The sequence below is a fragment of the Streptomyces sp. NBC_00341 genome, assembly GCF_041435055.1.
Taxonomy (GTDB): Bacteria; Actinomycetota; Actinomycetes; order Streptomycetales; family Streptomycetaceae; genus Streptomyces.
Window position 1 is genome coordinate 5,976,893 of sequence record NZ_CP108002.1, and the last position, 14,677, is coordinate 5,991,569.

Here is a 14,677-nt window from a genome sequence, read left to right on the forward strand (position 1 = left end):
CTGCCGCGCTGCGTGCGGCGGCTATCCGGCCATTGTGTCGTGCGCCGTGCCGGCCCCGGAGGTGCGCACCCCCTCAGTGTGCCCACCCGCTCCACAGGAACAGTCGAGGTGCGCCCGGATCCGCTCCGACCGCCAGTCCAACAGCGGCAGCGCGGCTTCCCACCGGGCCCCGGTGCAGGCGGGCAGCTCCCCGTCGAGGAAGGCCAGGGCGTGGGCGGCGGCCAGACCCGCCACCGCGGTCGCCAGGCCCAGATCGCAGGCCTGCACGGCGGTGCGCCGGCCGGACTGCCACTGAGCCAGCATCCGCGGCCACTGCGGGTCCCTGTCGCGCCGGTGCAGATCGAGGCATCCCGCGCACGCCGTGCCGCCGGGCAGCACCAGGGGGCCGACGAACCCGGTGGCCTCGATCACCCCGGCATAGAGATGCGGTGTGCCCGAGGCGACCCACGGCTCGGCGGTGCGCGGATCGGGGACGTAGGCGGAGAGGCTCTCGCGAGGGGCCACCACGATCAGGGACAGGCCCGGCTCGCCGCTCGCGGGCGGGCCCGGCGACTGGGCCGCCCGTGGCGCCGGGCCCGGAGCCGAGCGCCGGACCAGCTGCCGGGCCGCGCTGTCCCGGCGCTCTCCGGCCGCCGAGGGCGGCAGCCCTCCCGGCGAGACGTCGCACGGCTCGACGCTGCCGCCGTCCAGGACCTCGACGTGGCCCACCCCGGATCCGGAGAGCACCGCGGCGAGGGCCGCACCGACCCGGCCCGCTCCCCGTACCTGGACGCGCATGGAGCGGCGGGCGGCCAGCCGGCGCATCCCGCCGCCGGGCTCGGGATGCACGACGGAGAGGGATGCGAGGTCGGGCCGGTGACGCTCCATGGCGTCCGCCCGTTTCCGTAACGCATCGGTTTCCGGCCCGCCGGCCCGTACGTCGTCGATGAGCCCCGCGTCCAGCAACCGGACGACCAGGGTGTCCACTTGGCGTTCGGTGAGATCCAGCGATCTGGCCTCCTCGCGCAACAGCGGCATCCCGCGTGTTCCGTCGAGGAGCTCCAGGAAACAGCCCGTCGCCATGTCCATCGGGCCGACCTTCACCGCATGCGCGGGTGTCACACCGAATTGGACGGTGCCGTTGCCGCGCCATGCGCGGCGCAGTGCGGGTTTCAACATCGGATGCACGGCTTCCCCCGGTCTGTGTGTCTGCGTGAGATCCATTGCCAGAATGCAGCGCGCCGCCAAAGCGGGTGGAAAGTTATCCACAGGCAGGGGGTATTAGTCGTTCAAATGGTGCACGCTGTGTGGCGGATCATGTGTGAACCGTTCAGGAGACGGGACTTCCCCCACCGGCAACGGGTAACGTCGTGCCGTGCCCGCCGACCCGTCACCCGGCCTCGCCGGGGAGACCCCCGCGCGCAGCGCCGGAATCCAGCAGCGCAGCGCGGCAGACCATCCGCCCCGCGGCTCGACGACGAGCGCGGTCGAGGTCCGCCGGAGCTCCCGCCGCAGCAGAACGGTCTCCGCGTACCGGGAGGGCGACCGCACGATCGTGCTGATCCCCGCCCGGATGTCCGAGGCCGAGGAGCGGCGCTGGGTGAGCGTGATGCTCGACAAGCTGGCCGCCCAGGAGAGCAGACGCATTCCCGGTGACAGCGAGCTCGCCGAGCGGGCGGAGCGGCTGTCCGCGCAGTATTTCGACGGCCGGGCCAGACCCGTCTCGGTCCGGTGGGTGACCAACCAGAACACCAGGTGGGGGTCCTGCACCCCGGCCGAGGGCAGCATCCGCCTGTCACACCGGCTGCAGGGCATGCCGGAGTACGTCGTCGACTACGTGCTCGTCCACGAACTGGCCCATCTCCTGGTGCCCGGACATGGTCCGCGGTTCTGGCGGCTCCTGGACGCCTACCCCCGTACCGAGCGGGCGCGCGGCTATCTCGAAGGGGTGGTGGCGGCCGACCGGCTGCCGCATCTGCCCGCCGCACGGGGCGAGTGACATTCGCTGATTCTGTACCGGGTCTGTACCGGCTTGGCCCGCGGCGGGACTTTGCGGTTAGCCTGACGCGACGCATTCAGGATCCGGATGGGGGACGGTCGTTACGCATGGCCAGGGAATTCCAACGCGGCCACAAGGCCAAGATCAGCGATCTCACACCGGGGACGGACCTGTACGTAGGTGTGCAGATCGCCGGCCCGGGACTGACCTTTGACATCAGCTGCTTCGGCCTCGATGCCAATGAGCAGCTCTCCGACGACCGGTATTTCATCTTCTTCAATCAGCCGAAATCGCCCGAGGAGTCCATTCAGCTCCTGGGCGCCCAGGCCGGTGACACCGAGTCGTTCCGCGTGACTCTGGACCGCGTTCCGGCGAGCATCCACAAACTGTCGTTCACCGCCACGCTGGACGGCGCCGGACAGATGGCGCAGGTCGGCCCCGGGTACATCCGGATCGTCGCGGGTGGCGAGGAAGTCGTCAGGTACGCCTTCACCGGCTCCGAGTTCACCACCGAACGCGCGGTGATGCTGGGTGACTTCTACCTCAAGGACGTCTGGCGGTTCGCCGCTGTCGGTCAGGGTTTCGACGGCGGTCTCGACGCGCTGCTGAAGAACTTCGGAGGCGAGGTCGCGGAGGAGGAGCCCGCGGCTCCGCAGCCGCAGTCCGCCGCCCCGTCCTTCGCCCCGCCCGCCCAGGCTTCGGCGCCCCCTCCGGCGTTCGGTGCCCCGGCCGCACCACAGGCCCCACAGCCCGCACCGTCCTTCGGTGCACCGGCCGTGCCCGCGCCCGCGCCCACTCCGCAGCAGCAGATGCACGCCGCGCCCACCATCGTGGCGCCGCTGGCCCCGCAGGGCGGCAGCGTGCCTCCGCCGCCCCCGCCCCCGCCCGCTCCGTACGGGCAGCCGGGGCAGCCGCCCCAGCAGCCGCAGTTCGGGCAGGTCCCGGGGCAGGCTCCCGCCCCGTACGGCCAGCCGGCTCCGGCCCCGTACGGGCAGCAGGCTCCCGCTCCGTACGGGCAGCAGCCTCCCGGTATGCAGGGCGGCATGCCCCAGGGCGTGCCGCAAGGGGTGCCGCAGACCGGGGCGGGGCTCCTGGCCGCGCTCCAGCCGTACAAAGAGACGGCCACCGGCCAGCGCTGGACCTCGCAGAACCAGCAGCTCATGCGGGTCGACCTCACCAACGGTGGCGGGGGAGTGCTGGCCAGGCAGGGCAGCATGGTGATGTATCAGGGCAAGGTCGACTTCGGCTACAAGGGCGCCGGTTTCGCCGGCCGGATCGTCGGCAACGCCACCGGCCAGGAGATGCAGCTGATGCGCTGTACCGGCCGGGGGCAGGTCTTCCTCGCCGAGGAGGGCTCCCATCTGCACGCCGTCGAACTCCAGGGCGACGGCATCTGCGTCTCCTCGGAGAACGTCCTCGCCTTCGACGAGTCGCTTCAGTACGAGGTCCGCAGGATCGAGGGCCACGGCATTCCCGGAGGCGCCCTGTTCACCATGCAGTTCCAGGGCACCGGCACCGTCGTCGTCAAGACCCACGGTGTGCCGGTCGTCCTGCCGGTCACCCCGACCACCTTCGCCGACTGCAACGCCGTCGTCGCGTGGTCGTCGGCGTCCCAGGTGATCGTCTCCAGCCAGGTCCGGCTGCGCCGCAACGCCTACCCCGGACACAGCGGAGAGACCGTGAACCTCCAGTTCCGGGGCGCACCCGGCAACTTCATCGTCGTCCAGCCCTACGAGGTCTGAGGGAGCCCGTCATGAATCAGCAACTCGCGGGCTACGCCCCGACCCCCGTCACGGCCCGGATGGAGAACCACGGCCATTCGATGCTGAAGGTGGCCATGGCCACCGGCCAGGACCTGTACGCGCGCACCGGCTCGATGGTGGCGTACGAGGGCTTCATCCAGTACGAGCCCAACCCGCCCGCCGTCCGCCAGATGGCCTCGCAGTGGATCACCGGCGAGGGCGCGCCCGTGATGAAGTGCTCCGGTGACGGGCTGCTCTACCTCGCGGACTACGGCGCGGACGTGGTCGTCATCAATCTCAACAACGACTCCCTCTCGGTCAACGGCACCAATCTCCTCGCCTTCGACGCCCATCTCACCTGGGGTGTCGAACGCGTCAAGGGCCTTGCCAAGTTCGCGGGGCAGGGACTGTGGAACGTCTGCGTCTCCGGCACCGGATGGGTCGCCATCACCTCCCGCGGCACGCCGATCGTCGTCGACTGCGGTCGCGGCGAGGACGAGACGTACGTCGACCCGGACGCCCTGGTGGCGTGGTCCCCGAACCTCAAGGTGAAGGGCAAGCGCAGCTTCAAGGCCTCGTCGCTCATCGGGCGGGGCAGCGGAGAGGCGTTCCAGATGGCTTTCTCCGGCGAGGGGATCGTCGTCGTCCAGCCGAGCGAGGACAGTACCGACCGCCTTCGGGTCCGGAACTGACGGGGAGGGAGAACACACCATGCAGAGTCCGCTCTTCAGCTACACGGAACAGCAGTCCCAGGACCGGTACGCGGTGCAGAACCCGCAGCTCCTGCGCGTCTCGCTGACCGGCCACGACGACGTCCTCGCCCGCAAGGGCGCCATGGTCGCCTACCAGGGACTGATGGAGTTCGACGGCGAGTACCAGTCGCACGGACAGCGCCGGGCCCGCGCGAGCACCGGCGAGGGCCTCGACCTGATGCGGTGCTCGGGTCAGGGCACCGTCTACCTCGCCAACCTGGCGCAGTACGTCCACGTGGTGGATGTCGACCGCGACGGCATGACGGTGGACAGCGCCTATGTCCTGGCGCTCGACTCGTCACTCCACACCGAGGTCATCGCGGTGGACAGCCAGTACGGCATCTCGGGCACCGGCAAGTACCAGCTCAACATCTCGGGCAGCGGCAAGGTCGCCCTGATGACCTCCGGCCAGCCCCTGATGATGCAGGTCACGCCCGACAAGTACGTCAACGCGGACGCGGACGCCGTCGTCGCCTGGTCCAGCTCACTGCGGGTGCAGATGCAGGCCCAGACGCACTCCTCCGGCGTCATGCGCCGACGCGGCAACACCGGAGAGGGCTGGGAGCTCAGCTTCCTCGGGCAGGGCTTCGCCCTGGTCCAGCCGAGCGAGGTGCTGCCGCCGCAGAGCGCCCAGATCGGCCAGGGGCTGGCTGCCCAGTACGGCATGGGCCAGCAGGGCGTCCACGCCCAGAACCAGAACAACGCCTGGAACTGAACCGCGCCAGGTGCGATCGGTAAGGGGCGGCCTCTTTGGAGGCCGCCCCTTACCCGTGCTGCCGGTCCGCCCCGTGCTGTCGCCCTACCCGTGCTGTCGTCGCTCCGCTATCGGACGACGCCGTCCAGCGCTGCCCGCGTACGTTCCACCAGACGCACCACCGAGGAGTCGGCGACCTCGGAGACCTCGTCGTAGGTGAACCAGCGCAGGTCCAGCGATTCGTCGCTGATCCGCTCCGTGGCACCCGAGGGTGCCAGCGCCGCGTACTGGACATCGAGGTGCCAGTTGCAGGGCGCCGGGATCGGGTGCCGGTCCAGGGTGACCGGGCCGCCCGCCAGCAGCGTCAGACCGGTGATGCCGGACTCCTCCGCGGCCTCTCGCAGCGCCGCACCGGCCAGCGAGGCGTCCCCCGGCTCGCAGTGACCGCCCATCTGCAGCCACATCCGCAGCTTCCGGTGCAGGGTGAGCAGCACCTTGCCGCCCTCGGGGTCCACGACCAGCGCGCTGGCCGTCAGGTGCCCGGCTCCGCAGGCCTTCCACATGCCGTCGGCATGCTGCGCCAGATGGTCCAGGTAGGCCAGGCGCAGCTCCTCCTGGACGGCATCCGCCCCGCCCCCGTAGTTCTCCAGTACGAGAACGGCGTCGTCGTGCAGGCTCACTTTTCGGTGTCGTCCTTGCCGTCGCCGGGGGTGTCGTCGCTGTCCTTGGCGTCGCTGTCCTTGGCTTCGCCGTCCTTGGTGTCGCCGTCCGCAGCGCTGTCGTCCTTGCCTTCGGCGTTCTCGGGGCTCGGCCCGTCCTCGCCGTCGGTGCCGGTGGCGGGCTTCTGCGGCCCGTTCGCGGCCTCGCCGAGCATCTTGTCCAGCTCGGAGAAGTCCAGCTGCTCGTGGTGCACGAAGCCGTCCGGATCGTCCAGGTCGTGGGCGGTCGGCAGCATGTCGGGGTGCTCCCACAGCGCGTCGCGTCCGTCGAGCCCCCGGGCGTCCGTGAGCGAGGCCCACAGGCGCGAGGCGTCACGCAGCCGCCTCGGACGCAGCTGCAGGCCGATCAGCGTGGCGAAGGTCTGCTCGGCGGGACCGCCGGAGGCGCGCCGCCTGCGCATCGTCTCGCGGAGCGCGTCCGCCGAGGTCAGCCGGGACTTCGCGGCCTCGTGAACCACCGCGTCCACCCAGCCCTCGACCAGCGCGAGGGCCGTCTCCAGGCGGGCCAGGGAGGCCTTCTGCTCCGGGGTGTCCTCCGGCTGGAACATGCCCTGCTGAAGGGCTTCCTGCAGCTGCTCGGGCTGCGACGGGTCGAACTGGCCGACCACGTCCTCCAGCTTGCTGGTGTCGACCTTGATGCCGCGCGCGTATCCCTCCACGGCGCCGAACAGATGCGAGCGCAGCCACGGCACGTGGGCGAAGAGCCGCTGGTGAGCGGCCTCGCGCAGCGCCAGGTACAGCCGCACCTCGTCCTGCGGCACGCTCAGGTCCTTGCCGAACCGCTCGACGTTCAGCGGCAGCAGCGCGGCCTTGCCGGCCGGGCCCAGCGGCAGCCCGATGTCGGTCGAGCCGACCACCTCGCCCGCGAGCACCCCGACGGCCTGTCCGATCTGCTGGCCGAACATCGCGCCGCCCATCGACCGCATCATGCCGATCAGCGGGCCCGCCATCGCCTGCATCTCCTCGGGCAGCACATCGCCCATGGCGAGGCCGACACGCTCGGCCACCGGGTCGACGAGCTTCTGCCAGGCGGGGAGGGACGCCTCGACCCACTCCGCACGGCTCCACGCCACGGTGGAGACGGAGCCGGAGGGCAGCGACGTCGCACCGTCCAGCCAGAGGTCCGCCAGCCGCAGCGCCTCATCGACCGAAGCACGCTCGGACGGGCCGACGCTCGCGTCCTTGGTGCCGTCCGCGTTGCCCTGCGAGACGGTCTGGCGGGCGATCTGCTTGGCCATGTCCCAGTTCACGGGACCGCCCTCGTAGCTCAGCATCTGGCCGAGCTGCTGGAAGGCGGCGCCCAAGTCGTTCGGGTTCATCGAACCGAACATCGCGGCGAAGGGGTTGTCACCGCCCGCGCCGGGGCCGAAGCCGAGCGGGTTCGCCGGACCGCCCGAACCCTGCCCACCTCCGGTGGGGTCCTTCTTCTTGCCATGGTCGCCGTCGTCCGGCTCCTCCGGCGGAAGGCCGAATCCGAATGGGGTGTCACTCACGGGTTTCCTCGGCTCGTAGGGCCGCCGGAGGGAACCGACGGCGACTGCCCGACATCACCATCCAGCGTAGACACCAAGTCCGCTCAGGGCCTCAGTGCTCCGCCGGCTCCCGGCCTGCGGCAGGATGGACGCCACCTGGTACGTACGCGTCATTCGGGTACGTACTGAAGACAACCGCTGGAGACGCCCGGTGAGTTCCCCAGATCCGCAGGTTCGCGCAGCGCGAAACCTGGCCGACCCGCCGCCCGAGAACAAGTCGCAGAAGAAGTCGCAGAACGAGTCACAGAACGAGCCGAAGGACAAGCCGCAGGGCACGGCCGACAGCACGGCCGAGAACAAGACCTCCGAGAACAGCGCCACCGAGCCCACGGCCGCGGACAAGGCCGTCCGGAGCCGTTCCAGGAGCCGTGGGCCCGTCGTGGCCATCACCGGAGCCGCCACGGGTGTCGGCGAGCTGCTCGCGGCCCGGCTCGCGGCCTCGGAGGAGATCAAGCAGGTCATCGCCATCGACGAGCGTCGCGGAGAGGTCTCTGAGGCGACCTGGCACATCCTCGACGTCCGCGACCCCGCCATCGCGGAGAAGCTCCGGGGCGCGGACGTCGTGGTGCACCTGGCGCTCGATCTCGACCTGGAGACCGACCCCGCCGCCCGCACCGCCTACAACGTGCGCGGCACCCAGACCGTGCTGACCGCCGCCGCGGCCGTCGGCGTCCACCGGGTCGTGCTGTGCACCTCCGCGATGGTCTACGGCGCGCTGCCCGACAACGACATCCCGCTGGCCGAGGACGCCGAGCTGCGGGCCACCGCGGAGGCGACCGGCGTCGGGGACCTGCTGGAGATCGAACGGCTCGGCCGCCGCGCGCCACGCGCCCACCCCGGGCTCCACGTCACGGTGGTCCGTCCCACGGTGCTCGTCGGCGGCACCGACACGGCGCTGACCCGTTACTTTGAGTCACCGCGCCTCCTGGTCGTCGCCGGATCGCACCCCACCTGGCAGTTCTGCCACGTGGACGACCTGGTCACGGCGCTGGAGTACGCCGCGCTGGAGAAGATCGACGGGGAGTTCGCGGTCGGCTGCGACGGCTGGCTCGAACAGGAGGAGGTCGAGGAGATCAGCGGCGTCCGCCGGATGGAGCTTCCCTCCGCCGTCGCGCTCGGCGCCGCCGCCCGGCTGCACCGGATCGGCCTCACCCCGTCCCCGGCGGGCGATCTGGCGTACACGATGCACCCCTGGGTGGTGAGCGTGAGCCGGCTGCACGACGCGGGCTGGCGCCCGAGCTGGACCAACGAGGAGGTGCTCGCCGCGCTCCTCGAGGAGGTGGAGGGGCGGCACACCCTCGCCGGGCGCCGGCTCGGCCGCAAGGACGCCACCGCGGCCGGTGCCGCCGGTGCGACCGTGGCACTGCTCGGTACCGCCGCCCTGGTGCGCCGCGCCCGCAAGGCGCGCCGCCGCATCTAGCGCGGCTCCCCGGCCCGCCCCGCGTCTGTAGGAGGCTCCAAGCGCGGCGGCGGCCCCCCAGCGGATTGCGCTATTCCGTGACGTCGGAGCGGTACGGCACGATGGGCCATATGGCACCTACGTATGACCACCCCGGCGAGCAGGCGGCACAGGACCCCATCCGGCTGCTGGAGATCCGCGACACGCCGCTGTCGCTGGACGAGGTCTTCCGTGCCGTCGGCGACGACGCCGCCGGCGGCACCGCGCTCTTCGTCGGCACCGTGCGCAACCACGACGGTGGCCAGGACGTGGGGGCCCTCGGCTACTCGTGCCATCCCTCGGCCCAGGACGGGATGCGCCGGGTGGCGGAGAAGGTGGTCGGTGACTTCCCGGTCCGGGCACTCGCCGCCGTCCACCGAGTGGGTGAACTGGAGGTGGGCGATCTCGCCGTCGTCGTGGCGGTCTCCTGCCCGCACCGCGCGGAGGCCTTCGAGGCCTGCCGCAGGCTCATCGACGACCTCAAGCACGAGGTTCCGATCTGGAAGCACCAGCGCTTTTCGGACGGTACGGAGGAGTGGGTCGGCGCCTGCTGAGCGCAAACCCCGCCGGGTGGGCTTCCCCCCGATTTGCGTAACCGCACCCCTGCCGTGAGCGTTGGCTCTGCAGATGGTTAATCTGCTGATCGGTCAGTTGCGGTTGCTCATGAGGCAGGGAGGTCGTCATGGCAGCACTCGCCTGGTTGTTGATTCCGCTTTTCGCTGCGTTCGGTGCAGCGATATGGGGAAGCTGGGCCGCCCGTAATCGCACGACCGGCGATGTGACCGAGCTCGCCGGCTATGCCAGGTTCCGTGAGGCGATGGAGAAGTCGGACTCCGGTTCGGAACCGGTCGAGCAGATATCGAACGTCTGACGCCACGCCGAACGTACGCGGTCGCCAATCCGTGGAGCCGCGTAGTCCGCCGAGGCCTGCCGGCGCATCTCCGCAGCCCCGTTCCGGACCTCGTACGGACCGGCCCCGGCGGTGGACATACGGACCCTTCCCGTACTGTCGTTCCATGCCACGCCGAACCGCGACGATGCTCGCCTCCACCCTGGTTCTGATCGCGCTGCTCTGCGCGGGTGTGCTGATCAAAGTGCCGTACGCGGAGATGTCTCCCGGGCCGACCGTGAACACACTCGGTGAGGTCGACGGTGATCCGGTCCTGCAGATCACCGGGCACAAGACGTACGAGACGTCCGGGCACCTCAACATGACGACGGTCAGGGTGACCGGCGCCGACTACAACATGAACCTCGTCGAGGCCGTCTACGGATGGCTGGGCCACGACAGCCTGGTCGTACCGCACGACACGCTCTACCCGGACGGCAAGACGGAGCAGCAGTCGACGCAGGAGAACGCCGAGGAGTTCAGCCAGTCCCAGGAGAGCGCCAAGGTCGCGGCCCTCACCGAACTGGGCATCCCGGTCTCGTCACGGGTGGTGGTCTCCACGGTCGTCAAGGACAGCCCCGCACAGGGCAAGCTGCACGCCGGTGACGTGATCAAGGCCGTCGACGGTACGGCGGTCAAGCAGCCAGAGGACGTCGCGAAGCTCGTCACCCGGCACAAGCCCGGCCAGGACGTCACCTTCACGGTCATCCCGGCCAAGACAGCGGCGGCGGCGGAGAAGTCCGGCAAGCAGCCCGAGGGCACCGAGAAGATCACCCTCACCACCGCGAAGGCCCCCAAGGAGAACCGCGCGATCGTCGGCATCCAGGCGGGGACGGACCACACCTTCCCGTTCGACATCGACATCAAGCTCGCCGACGTCGGCGGCCCGAGCGCCGGTCTGATGTTCTCCCTCGGCATCATCGACAAGCTCACCCCGGGACAGCTGACGGGTGGCAAGTTCGTCGCGGGCACCGGGACGATCGACGACAAGGGCAAGGTCGGCCCCATCGGCGGCATCAACATGAAGCTGGTCGGCGCGCGCAACGCCGGCGCGCGCTACTTCCTGACCCCGGACGACAACTGCAAGTCCGCCGCCTCCGACACCCCCGACGGACTCACCCTGGTGCGGGTGAAGACGATCGACGACGCCAAGAAGTCGCTGGACAGGATCCGCTCGGGGGACACGGCTGGCCTGGCGAGCTGCTCGACAGACTGACCGGCCCCCCACCGGTACCAGCGGATCCGCGAGGGTCAGGACTCGAAGGTCGCGGCCAGTGCCTCGGCCAGCCCCGGCACCAGACCGGCGCCGGTCAGCACGTCGTTCGGGGAGTCCTTCTCCCGCAGCCGCACGGCCGACTCCCGGGCACCGTCCCGCAGGACGGCCACGGTCATCCGCACCTCCTGGCGGTCGGGGTGCCCCGCGACCCACTTGGTCAGCTGGGTGTCGTCGAGACCTTCGGGGACGGAGGCCTCTGCGGACGGCGGCAGCATCAGCCGCTCCACCGTCATCGCGCACCCGACCACCGCGTCCGGCCAGGCGATCGTGGCGAGGAACTCGTCCAGTGCGGTACCCGCGGGAAGCTCCTCCTGCTCAATAGGGGTGAGTGCGGCGGCCTTCGAGCCGTCGTCGTCGAGGCCCAGCTGGGCGGCGAGGCCCGGCTCCTGGACCCGCAGCCGGGCGGTGTCGACGAGGGCGAAGAGCCGGGCGGGCTGATCCCAGCCGAGACCGGAGATGTATTCGTCGATTTCGAGCACCGCTACGGTGAGCGGGCTCGCGGCCATCGGAGGGCCTGAGGGGGAAACGTTGGACATGGACAACATCCTGCCTCCTTCTGCCCCGGGAACGGGAACTAGGTAAAGCCTCAGTAAGTTGCATAGGTGGGCTCTACGATCGCGGGGCCCCTTCAACACGACCGCGAACTTTGAGGTGCGCACGTTGGCTTTCCAGATGCCGGACCGCGGCGGAGGCCCGACAGGGCCACGGATCAGAGTCGGCCGCCCGTCCCGGCGCGCCCGAACCCTGCTCATGACACTGGGCGTCCTGGCGATTCTCGCCATGGCGTTCGTCATGTTCGCGGGGTTCTGGACGGACTGGCTCTGGTACAGGTCGGTCGCGTATTCATCCGTCTTCACCACCACCCTGTGGACCAAGATCGGGCTGTTCCTCGTCTTCGGACTACTGATGGCCGTCGCCGTCGGCGTGAACATCTGGCTCGCGCACCGGCTCCGGCCGCCGCTGAGCGCGATGTCGCTGGAACAGCAGAGCCTGGACCGCTACCGGATGAGCCTCGCCCCGTACAAGAAGTGGGTGCTGCTCGCGATCACCGCGCTCGTCGGTCTGATCGCCGGAGCGTCCTCCTCCGGCCAGTGGCGTACCTGGCTGATGTACGTGAACGGCGTGTCGTTCGGGCAGAAGGACCCCCAGTTCCATCTGGACGTGTCCTTCTTCGCCTTCGACCTGCCCTGGTACCGCTTCCTGCTGGGCTTCGGCTTCGCGGCCACGGTGCTCTCGCTGGTCGCCGCCGCGCTGACGCACTACCTGTACGGCGGGCTGCGCATCACCAGCCCCGGCGCTCGGGCGACGGGGGCGGCCACCGGCCATCTCTCGGTGCTGCTCGGCATCTTCGTCGCGCTGAAGGCCGTGGCGTACTGGCTCGACCGCTACGGGCTGGCCGTGAAGTCCAGCGACTTCAAGGCCACGGACAACTGGACGGGCCTGCGGTACGTCGACGCCAACGCCTACCTTCCGGCGAAGACGATCCTGTTCTGCATCGCCGCGATCTGCGCCGTGCTGTTCTTCGCGACGCTCTGGCGCCGCACCTGGCAGCTGCCGGTGATCGGATTCGGGCTGATGGTCCTCTCCGCGATCCTGATCGGCGGGCTCTACCCGGCGATCGTGCAGAAGTTCCAGGTCCAGCCGAACGAGCAGGCCAAGGAAGCCCCGTTCATCCGGAAGAACATCGAAGCCACGCGTGACGCCTACGACATCGACAACGCACAGGTCGACGACTACGCGGGCAAGAGCACCACGGACGACGAGACGAAGCTCCGCGCCGGCGCGGACGCCGCGGCCAGCTACCGGGTGATGGACCCCAACGTCGTCTCCCCGGCCTTCCAGCAGCTCCAGCAGAAGAGGAACTACTACCAGTTCCCCAAGACGCTGGATGTCGACCGCTACAAGGACGAGTCCGGCAAGGAGCAGGACACGGTCATCGGTCTGCGCGAGCTCAACCTCCAGGGCATCCCCAAGCGCAACTGGATCAACGACCACTTCACCTACACCCACGGCTACGGTGCGATCGCCGCCCGGGGCACCACGACCGGCAAGAACCCGAAGGGGTCTCCCGACTTCACCGAGTCCGGCCTGCCGACCACCGGTGAGCTGGGCTCGTACCAGCAGGAGATCTACTACGGCGAGAAGACCGAGCAGTACTCCATCGTCGGCGGGCCCCAGAAGGAGCTCGACTACGAGGAGGACGGCGAGAAGACCACCAGCTACAAGGGCAAGAGCGGGGTCAGCCTCTCCAACGCGTTCAACCGCGCCGCCTACGCGGTGGCGTTCAGCGAACCGCAGATCCTGTACTCGGGAGCCATCGGTGACGGCTCGCGGATCCTGTACAACCGCACCCCCAAGGAGCGGGTCGAGGCGGTCGCTCCCTGGCTGACCATCGACGGCGACGCCTACCCGGCCGTGGTCAAGGGCCGCATCCAGTGGGTCGTCGACGCGTACACCACGACCAACGGCTACCCGTACGCCTCGCGTACGACGCTGGGTGACACCACGGCCGACTCGCTGACCACCAACCAGCGTGCCGTCGTCGCCCAGCAGAACCAGGTCAACTACATCCGCAACTCGGTGAAGGCCACCGTCGACGCGTACGACGGCACGGTCAAGCTCTACGAGTGGGATACAGAGGACCCGATCCTCAAGACCTGGCGCAAGGCGTTCCCGGGGACCGTGAAGCCCCGGGCGGACATTCCGCAGGACCTGATGGACCACCTGCGCTATCCGCAGGACCTGTTCAAGGTGCAGCGCGAGCTGCTGACCCGCTACCACGTGGAGAACCCCGCCCAGTTCTACAGCGGCAGTGACGCGTGGCAGGTCCCGGACGACCCGACCAACAAGGAGTCCGGCGCCGTTCCGCCGTACTACCTGAGCATAAAGATGCCGGACCAGAAGGCTCAGAAGTTCTCGCTGACGACGACGTTCACCCCCAAGGGGCGGCCCGACCTGGGGGCGTTCATGGCGGTGGACGCCGATGCGTCGAGCAAGGACTACGGCACGATAAGACTGCTCAGAGTCACCACCACGGTGAAGGGGCCGGGCCAGGTACAGAGTGAGCTCAACGGCAACGACGACGTCGCCGAGTTCGTGAGAAACCTCAAGGGCACCGACTCCGACATCGAGTACGGCAACCTGCTGACGGTGCCGCTCGAAGGGGGCTTCCTCTACATCGAGCCGGTGTACACGCGCGGTGGCACGCAGAACTATCCGCTGCTGCGCAAGGTCGCCGCCTCGTACGGGTCGAAGATCGTCTTCGAGAACAGTCTCGGGGAGGCGCTCAACGCGGTCTTCGGGGTGGACGACTCCGATACGAGCCAGCCACCGGCCGAGAACACACGACCACCGGGTGACACCACGGAGCCGCCGGCCACCGGCGACGCGGCGCTGAAGAAGGCGATCGCGGACGCCCAGAAGGCCTACACGGAAGGCGAGGCGGCCCTGAAGGAGCAGGACTGGACCGCCTACGGCAAGGCCCAGACGGATCTGCAGGACGCCCTGGAGCGGGCAGCGGCCGCGCAGCCCAAGTCCGGTAGCCCCAGCAACGCCGATAAAACCGATAAGGCTGATAAGTCAGATAAGGCCGATAAGGCGAGTGCGTCGGACAAGGAAGACAAGAGTGCCAAGGCCGACAGTGGCGGCTGAGTAACT

General features: G+C 69.5%; 13 protein-coding genes. 9 read left to right on the forward strand and 4 right to left on the reverse strand.

Going from position 1 to position 14,677, the window contains the following annotated elements:
* Positions 1 to 21 precede the first annotated feature (21 nt).
* A complete protein-coding gene (locus OG892_RS27075) occupies positions 22 to 1,167 on the reverse strand; it encodes a ThiF family adenylyltransferase (protein ID WP_371630504.1) in 1,146 nt (381 codons plus the stop codon).
* 187 nt (positions 1,168 to 1,354) lie between these two features.
* Here OG892_RS27075 and OG892_RS27080 point away from each other — a divergent pair, with 187 nt between their 5' ends.
* The 4 genes from OG892_RS27080 to OG892_RS27095 all read left to right on the forward strand — a co-directional run bounded on the left by OG892_RS27080 (position 1,355) and on the right by OG892_RS27095 (position 5,187).
* Complete coding sequence (locus tag OG892_RS27080) at positions 1,355 to 1,978, forward strand: M48 family metallopeptidase (RefSeq protein ID WP_079193526.1); 624 nt, start codon at positions 1,355 to 1,357, stop codon at positions 1,976 to 1,978.
* A 107-nt stretch (positions 1,979 to 2,085) separates the two neighbouring features.
* Positions 2,086 to 3,720 (forward strand): TerD family protein, encoded by a 1,635-nt coding sequence (locus tag OG892_RS27085; protein ID WP_371630505.1) that lies wholly within the window; start codon positions 2,086 to 2,088, stop codon positions 3,718 to 3,720.
* 11 nt (positions 3,721 to 3,731) lie between these two features.
* Positions 3,732 to 4,412 carry an AIM24 family protein gene (locus tag OG892_RS27090; protein WP_073737053.1) on the forward strand — a complete coding sequence of 227 codons (681 nt, stop codon included), beginning with the start codon at positions 3,732 to 3,734 and terminating at the stop codon, positions 4,410 to 4,412.
* Positions 4,413 to 4,431: 19 nt separating this feature from the next.
* Complete coding sequence (locus OG892_RS27095; RefSeq protein ID WP_073737052.1) at positions 4,432 to 5,187, forward strand: AIM24 family protein; 756 nt, start codon at positions 4,432 to 4,434, stop codon at positions 5,185 to 5,187.
* A gap of 107 nt (positions 5,188 to 5,294) precedes the next feature.
* Here the strand turns inward: OG892_RS27095 and OG892_RS27100 are convergent, their stop codons facing one another.
* Complete coding sequence (locus OG892_RS27100; RefSeq protein WP_073737051.1) at positions 5,295 to 5,846, reverse strand: NUDIX hydrolase; 552 nt, start codon at positions 5,844 to 5,846, stop codon at positions 5,295 to 5,297.
* Positions 5,843 to 7,378 carry a zinc-dependent metalloprotease gene (locus OG892_RS27105; RefSeq protein ID WP_371630506.1) on the reverse strand — a complete coding sequence of 512 codons (1,536 nt, stop codon included), beginning with the start codon at positions 7,376 to 7,378 and terminating at the stop codon, positions 5,843 to 5,845. The genes OG892_RS27100 and OG892_RS27105 overlap by 4 nt, the downstream gene beginning before the upstream one ends.
* Before the next feature lie 190 nt (positions 7,379 to 7,568).
* Here OG892_RS27105 and OG892_RS27110 point away from each other — a divergent pair, with 190 nt between their 5' ends.
* The 4 genes from OG892_RS27110 to OG892_RS27125 all read left to right on the forward strand — a co-directional run bounded on the left by OG892_RS27110 (position 7,569) and on the right by OG892_RS27125 (position 10,960).
* Entirely contained in the window at positions 7,569 to 8,837 is a 1,269-nt protein-coding gene (locus tag OG892_RS27110; RefSeq protein ID WP_079193525.1) for an SDR family oxidoreductase, read from the forward strand.
* A 110-nt stretch (positions 8,838 to 8,947) separates the two neighbouring features.
* Positions 8,948 to 9,409 carry a molybdenum cofactor biosynthesis protein MoaE gene (locus OG892_RS27115; protein WP_079193524.1) on the forward strand — a complete coding sequence of 154 codons (462 nt, stop codon included), beginning with the start codon at positions 8,948 to 8,950 and terminating at the stop codon, positions 9,407 to 9,409.
* Between the two features lie 128 nt (positions 9,410 to 9,537).
* Positions 9,538 to 9,726, forward strand: coding sequence for a hypothetical protein (locus OG892_RS27120; RefSeq protein WP_073737049.1), 189 nt, complete (start codon positions 9,538 to 9,540; stop codon positions 9,724 to 9,726).
* Positions 9,727 to 9,871: 145 nt separating this feature from the next.
* Positions 9,872 to 10,960 carry a PDZ domain-containing protein gene (locus OG892_RS27125; RefSeq protein WP_371630507.1) on the forward strand — a complete coding sequence of 363 codons (1,089 nt, stop codon included), beginning with the start codon at positions 9,872 to 9,874 and terminating at the stop codon, positions 10,958 to 10,960.
* Between the two features lie 35 nt (positions 10,961 to 10,995).
* Here the strand turns inward: OG892_RS27125 and OG892_RS27130 are convergent, their stop codons facing one another.
* Positions 10,996 to 11,565, reverse strand: a complete 570-nt coding sequence (locus OG892_RS27130) for a PPA1309 family protein (protein ID WP_242436769.1) — start codon at positions 11,563 to 11,565, stop codon at positions 10,996 to 10,998.
* Between the two features lie 127 nt (positions 11,566 to 11,692).
* On the opposite strand from OG892_RS27130, the gene OG892_RS27135 reads away from it, so the two are divergent.
* The gene (locus OG892_RS27135; RefSeq protein ID WP_371631698.1) at positions 11,693 to 14,671 is read left to right on the forward strand and encodes a UPF0182 family protein; all 2,979 of its coding nucleotides are present in this window, start codon (positions 11,693 to 11,695) and stop codon (positions 14,669 to 14,671) included.
* The last annotated feature ends 6 nt before the right edge of the window (positions 14,672 to 14,677 follow it).

Bases quoted from the DNA above. Each gene is read 5' to 3' on its own strand.
- OG892_RS27120 (WP_073737049.1), top strand. From the start codon at position 9,538: ATGGCAGCACTCGCCTGGTTGTTGATTCCGCTTTTCGCTGCGTTCGGT.
- OG892_RS27095 (WP_073737052.1), top strand. From the start codon at position 4,432: ATGCAGAGTCCGCTCTTCAGCTACACGGAACAGCAGTCCCAGGACCGG.
- OG892_RS27135 (WP_371631698.1), top strand. From the start codon at position 11,693: ATGCCGGACCGCGGCGGAGGCCCGACAGGGCCACGGATCAGAGTCGGC.
- OG892_RS27090 (WP_073737053.1), top strand. From the start codon at position 3,732: ATGAATCAGCAACTCGCGGGCTACGCCCCGACCCCCGTCACGGCCCGG.
- OG892_RS27130 (WP_242436769.1), bottom strand. From the start codon at position 11,565: ATGTTGTCCATGTCCAACGTTTCCCCCTCAGGCCCTCCGATGGCCGCG.
- OG892_RS27085 (WP_371630505.1), top strand. From the start codon at position 2,086: ATGGCCAGGGAATTCCAACGCGGCCACAAGGCCAAGATCAGCGATCTC.
- OG892_RS27115 (WP_079193524.1), top strand. From the start codon at position 8,948: ATGGCACCTACGTATGACCACCCCGGCGAGCAGGCGGCACAGGACCCC.
- OG892_RS27125 (WP_371630507.1), top strand. From the start codon at position 9,872: ATGCCACGCCGAACCGCGACGATGCTCGCCTCCACCCTGGTTCTGATC.